This window comes from Acinetobacter genomosp. 15BJ, assembly GCF_000400715.1.
GTDB lineage: Bacteria > Pseudomonadota > Gammaproteobacteria > Pseudomonadales > Moraxellaceae > Acinetobacter.
On the sequence record NZ_KE007345.1, the window covers coordinates 301,037 to 319,068 of the forward strand.

Genomic DNA, 18,032 nt, shown 5'->3' on the forward strand with positions numbered 1-18,032 from the left:
AAAATAAAAGCCTCCGAAGAGGCTTTTATTTATTAAATTAATTACTTAGAACCTTTAATCCCTGCTTGTAACAACAAGGCACCTAAACCACCAATTTTTTGCTCTTGTGGTTTTTCAGTTTTTGGCTTGTTATTTTGCGGACGCTTAAAGTCACCCTCTTTACGCGGAGGACGTTGACCTTGTGGTTTACGTTCTGAACGTTCAGTACGATCTTGTTGTGGACGTTGTTGGCGTGGTGCTTTCGCTGGTGCAGAACCTTCAGCACGCATACTCAAGTTAACACGATTACGTTCCACGTCCACTTGCATCACACGTACTTGCACAATTTGACCTGGTTTCACAACTTTATGTGGATCAGAAACAAATTCATTGGCAAGTTCAGAAATATGCACTAAACCATCTTGGTGTACACCAACATCCACGAAGGCACCGAAATTGGTTACGTTAGTGACAACGCCTTCAAGTTGCATGCCTTCAGTCAATTGTGCAACTTCGGTAATATCTTCACGGAATTTCGCAGTACGGAACTCAGGACGTGGATCACGACCTGGTTTTTCCAATTCAGCTAAAACGTCCTGAATAGTCGGTAAACCAAATTTGTCATCCACAAACTCATCTGCCTTCACTTGGCGAATGATTTCAGTGTTACCAATAATGTCTTTTACCGTGGTTGCTTTTGCCGCAACAATTTTTTCCACCAAGCCATAGCTTTCAGGGTGAACTGCCGATGCATCTAATGGTTCAGAACCATCTTGAACACGTAAGAAACCTGCAGATTGTTCAAAGGTACGTTCGCCCAAACGCGGCACTTTTTTCAAAGCTTGACGGTTATCAAAACGACCATTTTCTTTACGGTATTCAACAATTTGTTGTGCAATTGCTTTATTTAGTCCAGCAATATAAGCCAGAATCGCCGGAGAAGCGGTGTTCACATCCACACCTACAGCATTCACACAGTCTTCAACCACGGCATCTAATGTTTTTGCCAAACCAGCTTGATTCACATCATGTTGATATTGACCTACACCAATCGATTTAGGGTCAATTTTTACTAACTCAGCCAACGGATCTTGTAAACGGCGTGCAATTGAAACCGCACCACGAATTGACACATCCAACTCAGGTAACTCTTGTGAAGCCAACTCACTTGCAGAGTAAACAGAAGCACCCGCTTCACTTACGGTGATACGTGTCAATTGCAGATCAGTATTGGCCGCCATCATTTCAGCAACAACCGCTTCAGTTTCACGGCTTGCAGTACCATTACCAATCGCAATAAGTTCCACGTGGAACTCTCGACATAAACGAGCAAGTTCCGCAATAGAACCCTCTTTGTCTTCTTTCGGTGCAAATGGATAAATCGTGCTATGAGCAAGAACATCACCCGCATTACTCACCACTGCAAGCTTCACACCTGTACGAATACCAGGGTCAACACCCAAAGTCGTACGGCCACCAGCAGGTGCAGAAAGTAATAAATGGCGTAAGTTTTCAGCAAACACATCCATAGCTTCAGCTTCAGCAGCCAAACGTTTATCGGTTAATAAAGAATGTTCGATTTGTGGACGAATCTTGCCTAGCCAAAACAGTTTAGCCGTTTGCTTTAAATAATCTTGACGCGTTTGTGGTTGAATTTGTTCAAGATTGTATTCAGTTTCAATACGAGCCAATGGTGCATCATCTTCACCATCCACTTTCAAACCCAATACATTTTCTTGACGACCACGCAGCATCGCCAATAAACGATGTGAAGGGACTTTATTAAAGTTTTCAGAGAACTCGAAATAATCACGGAATTTTTTGCCAACTTCTTTTTTCTCTTCAGAAGCAACCGCACTTTTCAATACCGCAGTTTTAGCAAAAGTTTGTTTTAATTCAGTGGTTAATGCAATATTTTGTGCCCAATCATCAATCAAGATATGCTGAATCGCATCAAGCTGACTTTCGGCATCTGGGTAGTCTTCATGACTAAAACCAGCCAATGCCTCAGTTGGATCAACTTGGTCTGCAATAATTTTTTCAGCAATAGCGCCAAGGCCTGCTTCTTTTGCTTTAAATGATTTACTGGTACGTTTCGGGCGATACGGTGCGTAAATTTCTTCTAATGCATTTTTAGTCTCAGCTGCATTTACACGCGCCAATAAATCATCGCTTAATTTATCTTGTTCTTGTAAAGATTGGATCACCTTCTCACGACGCTCAAATAAATCACGTAAATAAGTTAAACGTGTATCGAGTTGACGTAATTGCGTATCGTCTAAGCCTTGCGTGACTTCTTTACGGTAACGTGCAATAAAAGGAACGCTAGCACCTTCATCAATTAAACGAATAGCAGCTTCTACTTGGTTTGGACGTACGGCAAGTTCATTTGCCAACTGCTGAACTAAGTCAGTCATCGTGATTGATTCCACAAGGGTTAAGTCTAAAAGCACTGATTATAAAGTTCATGGCTATAAAATCCACCATTGTTTTTTTGAATATTGTGCAAGTAGTTTATGCAAATCGCTGAATGTTTCTAAAATACCAAGATTTTTTCGCCTAAATATTGAAAAATAGATTGATTGTCATAATTTTGCCTGTATATATTTGGTATCTATCTCTTGATTTTATTGGCAATATTTGTTGCTTTATAACATAGCCAAAACTGTGCAATGAATCGTATACTCAAAGGTCTATTGATATTTCACAATCGCATTGCATAAAGACGATGACAATAAACGATAAAGGAGCACATCATGAGTTTAGTTGTACCTGCCGAATCGACGGAAACTGTACACCATGAGACAGACCGGGTCGAACGCATCTTAGTGGTCGATGACGATGTGCGCTTGCGTACGCTGTTGCAACGCTTTTTAGAAGACAAAGGCTTTGTGGTAAAAACTGCCCATGATGCAACTCAAATGGACCGTTTACTACAACGTGAATTGTTCTCGCTTATCGTGCTCGATTTTATGCTCCCTGTAGAAGATGGTTTAAGCATCTGTCGTCGTTTACGCCAGTCTAATATCGATACACCGATTATTATGCTAACAGCACGTGGTAGTGACTCTGATCGTATTGCGGGTCTTGAGGCGGGCGCAGATGATTATTTACCAAAACCATTCAATCCAAATGAATTGCTGGCACGTATCCGCGCGGTATTGCGTCGTCAAGTGCGTGAAGTACCTGGTGCACCAAGTCAACAAGTTGAAGTGGTCAGCTTCGGTCCATGGTCTTTGGATTTATCAACCCGTACTTTAACTCGTGAAGGCCAAGTTGTAACACTAACAACAGGTGAGTTTGCCGTATTGAAAGCACTGGTTCAGCATCCTCGTGAACCATTGACGCGTGATAAGTTAATGAACTTAGCACGTGGCCGTGAATGGGGTGCAATGGAACGTTCAATTGATGTCCAAGTCTCTCGTTTACGCCGTTTAATTGAAGATAACCCTGCCCGTGCCCGCTATATTCAGACCGTTTGGGGTGTAGGCTACGTTTTTGTTCCAGATGGTGCTGAATAAGCTTGGGAAATTAAACGTTGAAACTTGAACCAATTGATCCACAAGAATTTACGGACTTTTCGGCTTATTCCGAAAGGCCTAGAACCAAATGGGAACGTTTTTTAGATAAAATTAAACCGCGTTCCGCTGCCATGCGCACCACCATTCTGGTCCTGTTCATGGTGTTTTTTAGCCTGTTTATGTCTTTGTGGTTCTTTTGGCGCACACTTTATCTTCCTGAATTACAGCAACATGCCCGCTACCTCGCGATTGAATTGGAACTGGTCAACAATCCAGATATCCGTATTCTGCATCGCGATAGCGAAGTAGATGTCGATACATGGTTAAAAAATCGTATCGGCATTGAATATGTGACTGACCCAAACGAATTCCCTAAAGTTGAAGATAAATTCTTAGCAGAACTGTTTACCAATCAAATTGAGTCCAAACTCGCTAAAGAGTTGGGTGTAGAAAACGTCACTGTTTATTTTAAATTTAAACCGATCCCACGCATCTGGATTCAAACTCCAGAAATGAACGGGAACTGGGTTAGAGAACCGTTAAAAACCTATACCAACTATAGTGTTGAACTGATTGCCGGCTGGTTATTTGGTGTTCCAATTGTGTCGTCCATTATTATCTTAATTTTGGTTCGACAAATGAACCGACCTTTGCGTCGCTTACAAAACACAGCCAATAATTATAGTAAAACAGGCAAAGCCCCTTATCTCGACACCAATCATGGGCCACTCGAAATCCGTCAAGTGAACCAAGCTTTTAACCATATGGTATATACGCTTGAACAAACCGAACGTGATCGTCAGATTATGTTGGCGGGTATCTCACATGATTTGCGCACACCGTTGACGCGTATTCGTTTGACCGCAGAAATGCTCCCTGATGAGTTCTTCCGTGAAGGTTTGATCTACGATGTAGATGACATGGATGCGATCCTAAATCAGTTCATTTCCTACATGCGGGATGGCTCTGATGAAGAACTCACAGAAACCAACCTAAATACGCTGTTGCAGGAACTGGTGGTACAGTTCAAACCGCTGGACATTCGTTTTGAAGCGCAAGAGTTACCCATCATTCCAGCACGCAGCTTGTCTTTAAAACGCCTGATTGCCAATTTGATTAATAATGCCAAACGTTATGGTGCAGAACCGATTGAACTGTCTGCCAGCCATGTCGATGATCATATTATGATTACGGTTGCCGACCATGGTGAGGGTATTCCACCTGATCAAGTAGAAGAGTTAATGCAACCTTTTGTTCGTGGTAATTCAGCAAGAACGATTCAAGGTAGTGGTTTAGGCTTAGCAATTGTGAAACGTATTGTCGATATTCATCAAGGACAGATCAACATTCGTAATCGTGAACAAGGTGGTTTGGAAGTCGTGATTTCCCTCCCCATTCCCACAGCACCCAGTGACGAACCACAAAACAATGCTATCGACAAAATAAAGCAAACCCTAACAGGGCATTTTTAAGGCTACGCAATCAGCAGCCTCTTATCCTCTATTAAGAACTCTTCGACTAAAGTCTTCACTCCAATCTATACTGGATTGATGGCTTTAGTTCGGTTTTACACTGATTAAAACCTAAAAATCGCCCTTCCCCGATGTTCCTTTCCTGTATAAATTCAAGCAAATATCACACAGAAAATAAGCAACTAAAAAGCAGATGAATAAAGCGTATGCAGCTGTATTAGACCTTAGCCTTATTTCAATTCACTTTTCATGTTTTAGCGCTAAACTCCATATCCAATGAAAAGCAATATTGAGAATGGATGATGTCTTTAAGTCGTATTCGTCTTGCAGCACTGCATGACAAAGTGATGAGTGCAGAGCAGGCAGCTCAGTTTATTAAAAATGATATGACGGTTGGTATGAGCGGTTTTACCCGTGCTGGTGAAGCGAAAGCAGTCCCACAAGCATTGGTTGAACAAGCCAAAAAAAATCCGTTAAAAATCACATTAATTACCGGTGCAAGCCTCGGCAATGACTTAGACAAACAATTGACGGAAGCAGGTGTTCTTGCACGTCGTATGCCATTCCAAGTCGACAATACTTTGCGTCGTGCCATTAATAACGGCGAAGTGATGTTTATCGACCAACATTTGTCTGAAACCGTTGAACAAATGCGCAACCAGCAACTGAAACGTCCTGATGTTGCGGTGATCGAAGCGGTTGCCATTACCGAAGATGGTCATATCGTTCCAACCACTTCTGTCGGTAACTCAGCAAGCTTTGCGATTTTTGCAGAAAAAGTAATTGTCGAAATCAATACATCACTGAGCGAGAACTTTGAAGGTTTACACGATATTTATATCCCGACCTATCGCCCTACCCGTACCCCATTGCCATTAACGCAAGTGGATGACCGTATTGGTTCAACTGCGATTCCAATCGACCCAGCAAAAATCGTGGGTATCGTATTCAATGACACAGCAGATTCACCATCAACAGTGACTCCACCTGATGCTGAAACTCAAGGCATCGCCAACCACCTGATTAAATTCTTCGAACAAGAAGTGGCTGCAGGTCGTTTAGCCAAAAATTTAGGTCCATTACAAGCAGGCATCGGTTCAATTGCCAATGCTGTTTTAACGGGACTTAAAGATTCGAATTTTGAAGACTTGGTCATGTATTCAGAAGTCCTACAAGATTGTACTTTTGAACTGATTGATGCAGGTAAAATGAAGTTTGCTTCAGGTAGCTCAATCACCTTATCAGCACAATGTGGCGAACGTGTTTTCGGTAATCTTGAACACTACAAAGACAAATTGGTATTACGTCCACAAGAGATCTCTAATCATCCAGAGATCGTGCGTCGTTTAGGTATTATCGGCATCAATACTGCACTTGAGTTTGATATTTACGGTAACGTGAACTCAACCCACGTTTGCGGCACCAAGATGATGAACGGTATTGGGGGTTCAGGTGACTTTGCCCGTAACGCGCACCTTGCGATCTTCGTGACCAAATCAATTGCCAAAGGTGGTGATATCTCATCAATCGTGCCAATGGTCAGCCATGTCGATCACAATGAGCATGACGTTGATATTCTCGTAACGGAAGTGGGTCTTGCAGATCTGCGCGGCTTAGCACCACGTGAACGCGCACGTGTGATTATCGACAACTGCGTACATCCAATGTATCAAGGTGCTTTAAACGATTACTTTGATCGTGCTTGCGAGCGTGGCGGCCATACCCCGCACATTCTTCGTGAAGCGCTGTCTTGGCATGCTAACTTTGAAGAAACAGGCCAGATGTTAGAGAAAGTGGCTGTGGCTAAATCTGCATAAGCAAAACAGATTTCAATAAAAAAGCATGCCTCGGCATGCTTTTTTATTGTTTCATTTTAAATGAGATAAACGTCCAACTCTCAGCAAAATCGGAAAGCTGACACCAATCGTCTGTTTTATCTGTAAGATGTCTTGTAAGCTCGCCAAAGGGCTGACATGTAGCTGATCTTGGTAATGCTTTACTGCAGACCAAGTATTGAGATAATCCCACAACTGCAACCCCGTCCAACCTAACTCGATCTGAAACTGCGGCATTGCGATTTCCTCAAAGGGAAATGGAATCGTTTGATACTGCTCGTCAATATAACGTCGCTCTGCATCCCAGAAGCCATTTAAAGTCTCAAAATAGAGGCACCCTACTCGCTCATTTAAATCCTGATCATCAAGCTCTAACAAACCATAGCCGATGACTGCAAAAATCCCATCTGCCTTTAATGTTCTTTTTACTTCTGCATAAAACTTTTCAAAATCAAACCAGTGAATCGCTTGGGCAACCGTAATTAAATCAAAAGACTGATCTGCAAAAGAGGTCTGCTCAGCGGCTTGTTGTAAATACTGCACATTCGGCAATGCAGGTGCTTGATCTAACTGATTTTGACTGAGGTCTGTAGCAATTACAGTTTGAAAATAAGGAGCAATCAGTCGAGTCAACTGACCTGAACCAGCCCCACAATCCCACGCACACTCCAAGCCATTGAGCTGTTGTATTAAGCAGTTTACTAACGCTTGTGGATACGTTGGCCGCGCCTGTTGATAAAGTTCACTTTGCTCAGAAAATAAGTCTTTCATACTGGTCTATTCTTAAAATTTTTGACTCAGCATTAATATAGCAAAATATTTTAAATATAAAAAAAGCCCCAAACTTTCGTTTGAGGCTTTTTGAATATGGTGGCGAGACCCAGGATCGAACTGGGGACACACGGATTTTCAATCCGTTGCTCTACCTACTGAGCTATCACGCCAATGGGGTGTATTAAGCCGTATCTCAGCCGAATAGTCAATAATTATCATGAGCTTTTGATTTGAATGCACATTTTTCACGCAATCATTTTTAGGGCAAAAAAAATCCCTGATGGGATCAGGGATTGAAAATACAAATTTATGGTGGCGAGACCCAGGATCGAACTGGGGACACACGGATTTTCAATCCGTTGCTCTACCTACTGAGCTATCACGCCAAAGTGGGCGTATTAAACAATGTTTGCCTAAGCCCGTCAAGCAAATTTGTGGATTTTTCTCTTAAGCGCTTAATTTTGCTCCAAAGTAGCAATCTAAGTCTTAGATTTTGCCAATATGTGATAAACAGCGATGGATCGCCCCACACCCCGGTTCAAACTGTTTAACCCCTTGCTCTTCTTCCATACGGCACACCTCTTCAACCAAGCGTTCTGCAACCCCACGCCCGCGATTGGCTGGATGTACCACAATATATTCCAAAACACGGCTTTCACCTTGTCCTGTCGCCCAAATTGCACCTATAATTTTGGTGTTAAATTCAGCAGTGTAAACTGTGGTATATTGCTGGAGATTTTGTTCAAGTTGTTCCATTGCATCTTGCCCATCGCCAAACTCTGGGCTGGTATCGTAAAGTCGCTCTAGCTGAGTACGAATTCCTAGATTATCCAGAGAACTGTAAGCATGTACGGTAATAGGCATTGATTAACCCTCCTGAGCAAACTATGATGCTGTCACTTTTTCGTCACAGCGAAACTATTGGTTTTTAATTCAATCATTTTTGACGTTTTTTGAGGAACGTGTCCATGACGCAACGTATCAGTGAAGTGGTAAGAAATACCAACGAAACAAAAATTCGAGTTCGTCTCAATCTCGATGGTACTGGTCAAGGCACACTCAACACTGGAGTTCCATTTTTAGACCATATGATTGATCAAATCAAGCGCCATGGTCTATTTGATATCGACATTCATTGCGATGGTGACCTAGAAATTGATGACCATCACACCGTCGAAGACTGTGGAATCACCTTGGGGCAAGCGTTTGCGCAAGCTTTAGGCGATAAAAAAGGCTTACGTCGTTATGGGCATTTTTATGCACCATTAGATGAAGCACTGTCTCGTGTTGTGGTTGACCTATCTGGTCGTCCAGGTTTGTTTATGGATATTCCATATACACGTGCCCGCATCGGAACCTTTGATGTCGATTTATTTTCAGAATTTTTCCAAGGTTTTGTCAATCATGCGCTGATGACATTGCATATTGATAACCTGAAAGGCAAAAATAGTCACCACCAGATTGAAAGTGTGTTTAAAGCTTTAGCACGTGCATTGCGTATGGCCTGTGAAATTGATCCACGCGCAGAAAACACCATCGCTTCAACCAAAGGTAGTTTGTAATGACCCGTATTGCTTTACTTGATTATGGCATGGGCAATCTACACTCTGCGGCAAAAGCCCTAGAGCATGTTGGTGCGACGGTTGATGTCACCAATGACCCGAAACTAATTGCCAAAGCCGATAAAATTGTTTTCCCGGGTGTCGGTGCTATGCGTGACTGCATGCAAGGTATGCGTGAGGCAGGGATTGATGACGTGGTGCATCAAGCCGCGTTCAACAAACCCGTTTTAGCCATCTGTGTAGGCATGCAAGCCTTGTTACAAAGTTCGGAAGAAAATGGTGGCGTAGATGCATTGGGTATTTTTGAGGGTGTGGGGAAACACTTCCCTGAAATTCCCAATTTAAAAGTGCCACATATGGGCTGGAACCAAGTGCATCAACTTGATCCAAGTCATCCAATGTGGAACAACATTGAGCAAGATGCGCGCTTCTACTTTGTGCACAGCTATTATGTCGAGCCAAAAGATTCATCCGTCACTGCAGCAACCTGTGATTATGGTGTGAATTTTTGCGCTGCGATTCACAAAGACAATTTATTTGCAACGCAGTTCCACCCTGAAAAAAGTCATACAGCGGGTTTACAGTTGCTGAAAAACTTTGTGGAATGGAAAATTTAAGAATCATTCGATGCAGATCAAGTTTTTAGTTATCACTTGATCTGCAACTGATAAAATAATTTAAGCTTTAATTTAAAAAAATTTTCTTTATTATTCTAAACGATACATTTTTCAACTTTTACAATCCCATAAAAACACTTAGATAGGAATAACAATGAATTCATCAACTCAAACCGTGGATCATCCGCTCAGTCCTAAAGGTCGTTTTGGCCGACTATCCTATGCAGCCTGGACATTTTTAAGCTCAATCATCGCGATGATTATCATTGTAATTATTGGATTCTCTTCTGGGATATTAAATGGTCAAAACGCTGAAATTCCAGATTTCCCACTAGCTGCGATGATAATATTCGGCATAATTTATATTATATTTTTATATTTATCTTTCGTTTTTACTATTCGCCGCCTACATGATAGAAATCTTAGCGGATGGTTATCACTATTATATATCGTTCCTTTTCTGAACATCTTGTTTATGATCTATTTATTCTGTGTAAAAGGTACAGAAGCAACGAATAATTTTGGCCCAGTTAGAACAACAGCCGGATGGGAAAAAATCTTAGGCTGGATTTATATTTTATTAATAGTCGCTAGTTTGGTTATCGCTATTGTTGCTGTGATTGCAATACCTAGCAATCAAGAAATCACATTAGAAAAACAACAAACTCAGATTGGGCAACAGATCAGTCAAGCTTAATAAATACGTCATTGTTACTAAGCCAAGTTTCCACTTGGCTTTTTTATTTCAATAAAACCCTTTAAGCTCAATCAAACGCTTTGAGCTTTTAATGCAAATGGATACGCCTCAATACACTCCTCCTTTAAGCAAAGAATACATTCGCGCTTTGCCTGCATTTCAGAATCTAAGCACAGATCGTATCTTGGTGATCCAAACGCTTGAACAGTGCCAGGCCATTCAAGCTGAACTCGCTTCTATTCAAGTTTTTGGTTTCGACACCGAATCTAAACCGACCTTCAAAGTTGGAGAAAAATCGACTGGACCCCACCTGATCCAGCTAGCAACAGCAAACCAAGCTTATCTGTTCCAAGTCAGCTCTGATATTTTAGACTTCCTCAAACCGATTATCGAAAATGAGCAACAACTCAAGGTTGGTTTTGGACTAAAAAATGATGCACATATCTTCCGTCGTAAAGACATCCAGCCCAATGCAATGATTGACCTATCCAAGAGCTTTGCAAGTTTTGGTTATCGCAGCCAAGTCGGCATCCAAACGGCGGTTGCTCTACTTTTCCAGCGTTATTTTGCCAAAAGCAAAAAGGTCAGTACTTCAAACTGGTCGGTTAAAAATCTCAGTCCGCAACAAATCAACTATGCCACAGCTGATGCTTACGCTGCGCTACTGTGCTTTGAACAACTGTATCAGCAACAATTGCTCACAACACATTTACTGCAACAAATCATGAAAATACTGGAGGGTTCAACAGACAAGGCTTAGCGATTGATCAATACTTTGCTAATATGTAGCCAATTTAAACTCTATGATGATGCAAGGAGCGAAAGCATGCTAATCATCCCAGCAATTGACCTGAAAGATGGTAAATGTGTCCGTTTGAAACAAGGACGTATGGAAGACGATACCGTTTTCTCTGAAGACCCTGTGGCAACTGCACAACATTGGGTGGATGAAGGCGCACGTCGTTTACATTTAGTCGATTTAAATGGTGCTTTCGCAGGTACGCCAATTCATAAGCCAGTGGTTGAAGCGATTGCACGTGCGCAACCTGAGCTTCCAATTCAGATCGGCGGTGGTATCCGTTCACTGGAAACGATTGAACACTATTTAGAAGCAGGTGTTTCTTTCGTGATCATCGGCACCAAAGCAGTCAAAGAGCCTGAGTTTGTTGACCAAGCATGTAAACGCTTTGCCGGTCATATCATTGTCGGGATTGATGCAATCAATGGCATGGTGGCAACTGATGGTTGGGCCAATGTGACTGATGTAAAAGCAACTGACCTGGCTAAACGTTTTGCCGATGCGGGTGTATCCAGCATTGTGTATACCGATATTGCACGTGATGGCATGATGCAAGGTGTGAACGTTGAACAAACTGTGAACTTGGCCAACTATTCAGGTCTACCTGTAATTGCTTCTGGCGGTGTGACCAATTTGGATGATGTGCGCAACCTAAAAGACAAAAAAGGGATTTTAGGTGCGATTACAGGTCGTGCCATTTATGAAGGCACTTTAAGTCTTCGTGAAGCGCAATTATTGCTAGACCAACAATCACTCTAAGCATTTCAAGCTCTAGTTATTGTAACAATCGCTAGAGCTTTATCAACTTGGGTGCTATGCTTGCCCCAGTTCAACTCAATATCCTCTCTCCTCACATGATGCTTACGCCACCTTAAGTTTTACATTTCCTATGTAGTAACTCATCACTGTCTAGTGATGTGGTGTAGTTGTGTGTCTGTATATCACATCACTAGCCTTTAAAAATTCCTAAAAAATAGGCTATTTCTATGTTTTCCAATATTCGAGCGCAATGGTTCTCCAATATCCGTGCGGATATTTTGGCTGGGCTGGTTGTCAGTTTGGCACTGATCCCTGAAGCCATCGCTTTCTCTATTATTGCGGGAGTCGACCCCAAAGTCGGTTTATACGCTTCATTCTGTATTGCCGTGGTAATTGCTTTCGTTGGTGGTCGCCCCGCCATGATTTCAGCAGCAACAGGCGCTATGGCCTTAGTCATGGCCAGTTTAGTTAAAGAACATGGCTTACAATATCTACTGGCTGCCACCTTGCTCACAGGTGTATTGCAAATTATCGCGGGCTATCTAAAACTCGCCAAACTCATGCGTTTCGTATCCAAATCTGTGGTGATTGGATTCGTCAATGCACTGGCGATTTTGATCTTTATGGCGCAACTGCCTGAACTGGTCAACGTCACATGGCAGGTCTATGCCTTGGTATTACTGGGCCTGATCATTATCTATTTATTTCCACTGATTCCGAAGATCGGAAAATTATTACCCTCTCCTTTGGTCTGTATCATCACCGTGACTTTGCTGGCAATCTACTTCGGCATTGATATTCGTACAGTGGGAGACATGGGTTCATTACCCGATACGCTTCCCGTATTCTTAATTCCTGATATTCCCCTTAACTTTGAAACCTTAAAAATCATCTTTCCCTATGCTGTTGCTTTAGCTGCAGTCGGTTTGCTTGAGTCGATGATGACGGCGACGATTATTGATGAGATGACCGATACCCCAAGCGATAAATTTCAAGAATGTAAGGGTCAGGGTATCGCCAATATCGCTTCTGGCTTTATGGGCGGTATGGCCGGTTGTGCCATGATTGGGCAATCGATGATTAACGTCAAATCAGGTGGATTGACTCGATTATCGACCTTTTCAGCGGGAATATTCCTCCTCATCTTAGTCGTATTTATCAGCGACTGGTTAAAGGTGATTCCCATGGCTGCCTTAGTTGCCGTGATGATCATGGTCTCGATCAGTACCTTTGAATGGAAATCCATCAGTAGTTTTAGCAAGAATCCAATCAGTAGCAATATCGTGATGCTTGCAACAGTGGTTGTGGTGGTTGCGACTCATAATTTGGCCTTGGGCGTACTCACAGGCGTGTTACTGTCGGCTTTATTCCTTGCCAATAAATTAGAACAGGACATTCGAGTTGAGCGATATTTTGAAAATCAGGCACGCGTTTATGATCTCAAAGGTCAGATTTTCTTTAGCTCTTCAGAAAAATTTATGCAAAGTTTTGACTTCAATGAAGATGTAAAACAAGTCATTATTGATTTAAGCCATTCACATATTTGGGATGTCACTTCAGTCGCAATGATCGACAGTGTGGTACATAAATTACAGCGCAAAGGTATTCATGTCATGGTACGAGGTTTGAATGAAGCCAGCTCGATCATGATTGATAAATATGGGACTCATCAAAGCTCAAGCTAAGCTTGCATCATAATAATCAACAGCTTTAAAAGCGTTTAAGAACCGACTTAAGCGCTTTTTTAGACTTAATAAATCACGTTTCGAATAAAACGAACGCTACGATTGCCCTGATTGAGATAACGATAATTGACAGAACTCTCAAATAAAATCGACTCACCTGCCTGAAGCACTCGATCTTCATGTTCAAACGAAATCGTCAATTCGCCCTCAACCACATAAATCAACTCTTGCCAGCCTGTTTGATCTGGCTCTGCTTGATACACCTCCCCCACAGCCAGAGACCATGTCCACAATTCAACTTGTGTCTGGGTTGGCACTGCAGCCAACAGCGTGGCCTGACTTTCAGCCTGTTGGCCTTGCCACGCTAAGGTATTGACGATAGCAGATTCACTCAACTCAGATGGGCTGACCAACTTTTTAAAATCGACCGCTAAAGCCGTTGCAATCGCATCGAGCTTGGCCAAACTAATATTGACTTGACCTGTTTCCAAAGCAGCAATGGTACGGCGACTGACGCCTGCTCGATCCGCCAAGTCTTGCTGGCTGAGCTGACGTTCGGTACGAAACAGACGAATATTCTGTCCCACATCTTGCAATACCGTCTCTGAATGACTCATTCATTCCTACAATGAAAATAAAAATCTGCGCAATATATTGCACAAGACCAACAAGCAATGCAATATGTGCAGTATATTGCACTTCACTCATGAGGATGGCTGCGTTGACCGCTTTATCTCAATCTCCTAAAGCCGCACAATTCGCGCTTATTTTTATCACCATGATTTGGGGTGGCACCTTTCTAGCCGTGCAATATGCGCTGAATTTTAGTAGCCCAATGTTTTTTGTCGGCTGCCGTTTTGCAGTCGCGGCCTTGGTAATCTTTTTGATCTCAATCAAATCCATGCGTGGCCTAACCCTAAAAGAGAGCTTGGCAGGTACAGCCATCGGAATTGTGATTGCAATTGGCTATGGCACTCAAACCATTGGCCTACAAAGTATTCTGAGTAGCGAATCCGCTTTTCTAACCGCACTGTATGTGCCCTTAGTCCCCATTTTAATGTGGGTGATCTTCCAAAAGATGCCTTCTATGATGACTTGGGTGGGTACTGCACTGGCCTTTACTGGGTTGGTCTTGTTAACAGGTAATGGCTTTGCCAGTATTAATTTCAGTTATGGACAAACACTGACCTTGATCTGTGCTTTTGTTATCGCTTTAGAAATTATCCTGATTGGTTATTTTGCTGGGAAAGTTAATCTAAGAAGAGTCACAGTGATTCAATTGGCGGTCGCCTCATTCTTATCATTCGCCAGTATGCCCTTGGTTGGTGAACACAGTATTCCTGACTTTTCATGGGAATTAGTGATTATCGCAGTGGCGCTCGGCTTAGCCAGTGCGTTAATTCAGTTTGTAATGAACTGGGCGCAACGTATGGTCGATCCGACGCGTGCTGCGATTATTTATGCGGGTGAGCCCGTTTGGGCAGGTGTGATCGGCCGTATTGCAGGAGAGCGGCTCCCCTTAGTTGCATTGTTTGGGGGACTATTAGTGGTGCTTGGGGTTTTAGTCAGCGAATTAAAATTTAAATTCTTTGCGAAGAAACAACTGCCAGAAAATAAATAAATATCGGAAAGCGCACCACAGTTTTTCTTTCAATAAAAGCTGTGGTGCGCTGAGATCGCTAAGCTGGGACTTCTTTTTGATTCACAGCAACAGGACTATTGCCAATCTGCCAGACATAAGGCAATGGCGTTTGATTGACCTCCCAATCCCCAATCACTTTCTGTTTATAGACCAATGGGTTGTGTGATGAGACCACACGGGCATTGCGCCAAAAACGGTCCAATTGCTTGTCGGTGCTACTGGCCGATGCACCCAAGGCATTAAACAGCTCGGTACTCAGACTCAAGACCAACTCCGCAATTACTACCTGCCCCTGCGCCGACACCAATTCAGCCCGCTCATTGGCCTCTAACTCAGCCTGTTCATCGTTCTGAAAATGCTGAAGATAAGCAACATCTAAAGCTTCAGCAGTACTTAATGCAATACTTTGCGCGGCATAGGCCTGTGCAGAAGCTTTACCAATCACTTGCAGGATTTGTGCATCTTCACGTACCAGACTGGCATTGCCATGACTATAAATCCGCGTCCGCTGACGCACTTCCTGTTTAAAAGTCGCTACTGCACTTTGTGCAATGCCTGCCAAAGTCGAGAGATGCACTACCTGATAAAATGCGGTTTGATATTTAAATCGGTTTTCAAATACCAAAATATGATCTCGGCTAATCTCCACATTGTTTAAGGTCAGTGTACCGCTGCCCGTGGTTTTTTGTCCAAAGCCATCCCAATCATCCACAATATCAATGCCTGCTGCTTGTGTGGACACCGCAGCAATCACATGCTGATTGGTGGCTTCATCCAATGCGAACAGGTCAATCCAGTCTGCGAATATCGTGCCTGTAGAATAATACTTCTGACCATTGATACGGAGTTTGCCATCTTGCGCTGCCGTAACCCGAGTCGCCACATCTCCTATTTCAACTTTACCAATTTCGGTCCACGCATTCCCCACAATCTCACCACGGACAAAGCGTTCAAACCATAAGGTCTGTGCTGCCGTTTTTTGGGCATTTAAACGGTCTTCGACAAAGGCAAAATGCCCCCGTAAGGCCTGAACCACATTGGAGTCGGCCTGAGCAAGTTCAATTAATAACTGAAATAGCTGCTTTTGCGAAACCCCATCACCACCAAATGCCACAGGCACGCGTACAGCGCCAAAACCAGCCTGTTTTAACCACTGAATCGGTTCATAGGGCAAGCTTCGGTTTTGTTCCCGTACTAAAGCACCTTCCGCAATCCGCTCGAAGATCGGACGGAACTTGCCCGCCACCTGTTCATAATGTGCGCCTAAGGAGAGATTTTGATTGCTTTGACTGGTCATAATAGCGTCCTCTTAGCTCCACGCATGACGTGGCAGTGCCACACCATTCAAATAATAATTACCCACCAGATTGTATTTCCAACGTACCGGATCATGCAGGGTATGCGTGCGTGCATTGCGCCAGTGTCGATCCAGATTCAACTCGGATAAGGTGGAACGGGTACCCGACAACTCAAATAATTTATTGGCTGCCAAGAGTGCGATTTCAGTGGTCAGCACTTTCGATTCAGCCGTGAGTAAAGTTGCTTCTGTTACGCTGTCTTCGCTTGGATTGGCCAAAGCACGATCAATCGCTTCACCTGCCAAAGCTAAAACCGCCTCTGCGGCACGTAGTTTAATTTTTAGCTCGCCAATATTGCTAATGGTATAGGGATCTTCACTGGCGTGTTCCAAACCTGAATCAATCCAAGGGCGGGCATGCTCACGCACATAGCGAATGGTTTCCTCAATGGCCCCACGCGCAATCCCCGCATCGACAGCGGACTGAATAATTTGCGAAATTGCACCTGCTGCTGTTGGCCGTTCAAAAGCCTGATGAATCGGCACCACATATTTTAAATCGACTCGCACATGATCGAGCTGCACGCTGCCACTGGCTGTGGTGCGCTGACCAAAACTGCTCCAGTCATTCACAATGGTCAAACCTGGACTATGTTGTGGTACCAGTGCTGCAAATACTTTGCCTTCGTCACTGACTGAAACCACAGGAATCCAATGTGCCAATAAAGCACCTGTGGCAAAGAATTTCTGACCACTAATCAGCGCATAATCCTCTTTAAATTCAATTTTGGTGGTCAAATCCGCGACTGTTTTCGAGTTTTTTTCAGAGAATGCATTGCCTAAACGCTTACCTTGCAGCACTTGTTCGAAGAAGAACTGCTGCTGTTCCAATGACGCATCCAAACGGATATGTTCTAAAAAGGCCCAATGATTTTGTGCAATCTGCCCTAAAGATGAATCTGCACTGGAAATAATGGTCACCACCTCAGCAAGGGTTTTATAACTTACCCCTGCCCCCCCGAACTGTTTCGGAATGTTGATCCCCCACAGACCCGAGGCAGAATATTGCTGGATTTCTTGCAATGGCAGCTTGCGTTCATGATCACGCTTTGCTGCCTCTTTGGCAAAAGCAGCCGCTACGCGATGGGCCACAGCAATCGCTTCTTGATCTGAAGCAATCACATGTGCTGGCGTATTATTCAAGTAAAAATCTTGCGGAATACTCTGTGCATCTTCCAGTTTTATTTCTATTTTTGAGGTCATTATAAATACTCATTTTCCAGTTATAAAAATAAACTAGCACTATTTTTATTGCATATTTATAAGTTAAATATAGAAACTAATCTTTTTATTTAAAATAAACTCAAACCATCACTTATTGATTTAAAAAATC

The 18,032-nt window shown here is 43.0% G+C and carries 16 protein-coding genes and 2 tRNA genes; 10 read left to right on the plus strand and 8 right to left on the minus strand.

Going from position 1 to position 18,032, the window contains the following annotated elements; genetic code table 11:
• Positions 1 to 41: 41 nt before the first annotated feature.
• On the minus strand, positions 42 to 2,396 hold the full coding sequence (locus F896_RS17855) for a Tex family protein (RefSeq protein ID WP_016162337.1): 2,355 nt from the start codon (positions 2,394 to 2,396) through the stop codon (positions 42 to 44).
• A 339-nt stretch (positions 2,397 to 2,735) separates the two neighbouring features.
• Between F896_RS17855 and ompR the strand changes: the two genes are divergently transcribed.
• The 3 genes from ompR (at position 2,736) to F896_RS17840 (ending at position 6,789) form a co-directional block, all read left to right on the plus strand.
• A complete protein-coding gene (gene ompR, locus F896_RS17850; protein WP_004657337.1) occupies positions 2,736 to 3,500 on the plus strand; it encodes an osmolarity response regulator transcription factor OmpR in 765 nt (254 codons plus the stop codon).
• A 17-nt stretch (positions 3,501 to 3,517) separates the two neighbouring features.
• A complete protein-coding gene (locus tag F896_RS17845; protein WP_016162338.1) occupies positions 3,518 to 4,972 on the plus strand; it encodes an ATP-binding protein in 1,455 nt (484 codons plus the stop codon).
• Between the two features lie 302 nt (positions 4,973 to 5,274).
• The gene (locus tag F896_RS17840; protein WP_016162339.1) at positions 5,275 to 6,789 is read left to right on the plus strand and encodes an acetyl-CoA hydrolase/transferase family protein; all 1,515 of its coding nucleotides are present in this window, start codon (positions 5,275 to 5,277) and stop codon (positions 6,787 to 6,789) included.
• Positions 6,790 to 6,840: 51 nt separating this feature from the next.
• Here the strand turns inward: F896_RS17840 and F896_RS17835 are convergent, their stop codons facing one another.
• The 4 genes from F896_RS17835 to F896_RS17820 all read right to left on the minus strand — a co-directional run bounded on the left by F896_RS17835 (position 6,841) and on the right by F896_RS17820 (position 8,445).
• The gene (locus F896_RS17835) at positions 6,841 to 7,578 is read right to left on the minus strand and encodes a class I SAM-dependent methyltransferase (RefSeq protein ID WP_016162340.1); all 738 of its coding nucleotides are present in this window, start codon (positions 7,576 to 7,578) and stop codon (positions 6,841 to 6,843) included.
• A gap of 97 nt (positions 7,579 to 7,675) precedes the next feature.
• Positions 7,676 to 7,751 (minus strand) — tRNA-Phe (locus tag F896_RS17830).
• Positions 7,752 to 7,891: 140 nt separating this feature from the next.
• A tRNA-Phe gene (locus tag F896_RS17825) sits at positions 7,892 to 7,967 on the minus strand.
• Between the two features lie 100 nt (positions 7,968 to 8,067).
• Complete coding sequence (locus F896_RS17820; protein WP_005147436.1) at positions 8,068 to 8,445, minus strand: GNAT family N-acetyltransferase; 378 nt, start codon at positions 8,443 to 8,445, stop codon at positions 8,068 to 8,070.
• Between the two features lie 104 nt (positions 8,446 to 8,549).
• Between F896_RS17820 and hisB the strand changes: the two genes are divergently transcribed.
• The 6 genes from hisB (at position 8,550) to F896_RS17790 (ending at position 13,700) form a co-directional block, all read left to right on the plus strand.
• Entirely contained in the window at positions 8,550 to 9,143 is a 594-nt protein-coding gene (gene hisB / locus F896_RS17815; protein WP_004803817.1) for an imidazoleglycerol-phosphate dehydratase HisB, read from the plus strand.
• Positions 9,143 to 9,760: an imidazole glycerol phosphate synthase subunit HisH gene (gene hisH, locus F896_RS17810; RefSeq protein WP_016162341.1), complete on the plus strand. Its 618-nt coding sequence runs from the start codon at positions 9,143 to 9,145 to the stop codon at positions 9,758 to 9,760. Before hisB ends, hisH begins: the two co-directional genes overlap by 1 nt.
• Positions 9,761 to 9,914: 154 nt before the next feature.
• Positions 9,915 to 10,457, plus strand: coding sequence for a DUF805 domain-containing protein (locus F896_RS17805; RefSeq protein ID WP_016162342.1), 543 nt, complete (start codon positions 9,915 to 9,917; stop codon positions 10,455 to 10,457).
• A gap of 91 nt (positions 10,458 to 10,548) precedes the next feature.
• On the plus strand, positions 10,549 to 11,217 hold the full coding sequence (locus tag F896_RS17800; RefSeq protein ID WP_016162343.1) for a 3'-5' exonuclease: 669 nt from the start codon (positions 10,549 to 10,551) through the stop codon (positions 11,215 to 11,217).
• Positions 11,218 to 11,283: 66 nt separating this feature from the next.
• Positions 11,284 to 12,015, plus strand: a complete 732-nt coding sequence (gene hisA / locus F896_RS17795; RefSeq protein WP_005317559.1) for a 1-(5-phosphoribosyl)-5-[(5-phosphoribosylamino)methylideneamino]imidazole-4-carboxamide isomerase — start codon at positions 11,284 to 11,286, stop codon at positions 12,013 to 12,015.
• A gap of 227 nt (positions 12,016 to 12,242) precedes the next feature.
• Entirely contained in the window at positions 12,243 to 13,700 is a 1,458-nt protein-coding gene (locus F896_RS17790; protein WP_016162344.1) for a SulP family inorganic anion transporter, read from the plus strand.
• A gap of 65 nt (positions 13,701 to 13,765) precedes the next feature.
• Here the strand turns inward: F896_RS17790 and F896_RS17785 are convergent, their stop codons facing one another.
• A complete protein-coding gene (locus F896_RS17785; RefSeq protein WP_016162345.1) occupies positions 13,766 to 14,317 on the minus strand; it encodes a helix-turn-helix domain-containing protein in 552 nt (183 codons plus the stop codon).
• Between the two features lie 95 nt (positions 14,318 to 14,412).
• Here F896_RS17785 and F896_RS17780 point away from each other — a divergent pair, with 95 nt between their 5' ends.
• On the plus strand, positions 14,413 to 15,321 hold the full coding sequence (locus F896_RS17780) for a DMT family transporter (RefSeq protein ID WP_032881986.1): 909 nt from the start codon (positions 14,413 to 14,415) through the stop codon (positions 15,319 to 15,321).
• A gap of 58 nt (positions 15,322 to 15,379) precedes the next feature.
• Here the strand turns inward: F896_RS17780 and F896_RS17775 are convergent, their stop codons facing one another.
• Together F896_RS17775 and F896_RS17770 are read right to left on the minus strand one after the other, a co-directional pair.
• Positions 15,380 to 16,639, minus strand: coding sequence for an acyl-CoA dehydrogenase family protein (locus F896_RS17775; protein ID WP_016162347.1), 1,260 nt, complete (start codon positions 16,637 to 16,639; stop codon positions 15,380 to 15,382).
• A gap of 12 nt (positions 16,640 to 16,651) precedes the next feature.
• Positions 16,652 to 17,902 carry an SfnB family sulfur acquisition oxidoreductase gene (locus tag F896_RS17770; protein ID WP_016162348.1) on the minus strand — a complete coding sequence of 417 codons (1,251 nt, stop codon included), beginning with the start codon at positions 17,900 to 17,902 and terminating at the stop codon, positions 16,652 to 16,654.
• Positions 17,903 to 18,032 lie beyond the last annotated feature (130 nt).

Bases quoted from the DNA above. Each gene is read 5' to 3' on its own strand.
- hisB (WP_004803817.1), top strand. From the start codon at position 8,550: ATGACGCAACGTATCAGTGAAGTGGTAAGAAATACCAACGAAACAAAA.
- F896_RS17780 (WP_032881986.1), top strand. From the start codon at position 14,413: ATGGCTGCGTTGACCGCTTTATCTCAATCTCCTAAAGCCGCACAATTC.
- F896_RS17785 (WP_016162345.1), bottom strand. From the start codon at position 14,317: ATGAGTCATTCAGAGACGGTATTGCAAGATGTGGGACAGAATATTCGT.
- F896_RS17805 (WP_016162342.1), top strand. From the start codon at position 9,915: ATGAATTCATCAACTCAAACCGTGGATCATCCGCTCAGTCCTAAAGGT.
- F896_RS17840 (WP_016162339.1), top strand. From the start codon at position 5,275: ATGTCTTTAAGTCGTATTCGTCTTGCAGCACTGCATGACAAAGTGATG.
- F896_RS17835 (WP_016162340.1), bottom strand. From the start codon at position 7,578: ATGAAAGACTTATTTTCTGAGCAAAGTGAACTTTATCAACAGGCGCGG.
- F896_RS17775 (WP_016162347.1), bottom strand. From the start codon at position 16,639: ATGACCAGTCAAAGCAATCAAAATCTCTCCTTAGGCGCACATTATGAA.
- F896_RS17855 (WP_016162337.1), bottom strand. From the start codon at position 2,396: ATGACTGACTTAGTTCAGCAGTTGGCAAATGAACTTGCCGTACGTCCA.
- ompR (WP_004657337.1), top strand. From the start codon at position 2,736: ATGAGTTTAGTTGTACCTGCCGAATCGACGGAAACTGTACACCATGAG.
- F896_RS17820 (WP_005147436.1), bottom strand. From the start codon at position 8,445: ATGCCTATTACCGTACATGCTTACAGTTCTCTGGATAATCTAGGAATT.
- hisH (WP_016162341.1), top strand. From the start codon at position 9,143: ATGACCCGTATTGCTTTACTTGATTATGGCATGGGCAATCTACACTCT.
- hisA (WP_005317559.1), top strand. From the start codon at position 11,284: ATGCTAATCATCCCAGCAATTGACCTGAAAGATGGTAAATGTGTCCGT.
- F896_RS17770 (WP_016162348.1), bottom strand. From the start codon at position 17,902: ATGACCTCAAAAATAGAAATAAAACTGGAAGATGCACAGAGTATTCCG.
- F896_RS17800 (WP_016162343.1), top strand. From the start codon at position 10,549: ATGCAAATGGATACGCCTCAATACACTCCTCCTTTAAGCAAAGAATAC.
- F896_RS17790 (WP_016162344.1), top strand. From the start codon at position 12,243: ATGTTTTCCAATATTCGAGCGCAATGGTTCTCCAATATCCGTGCGGAT.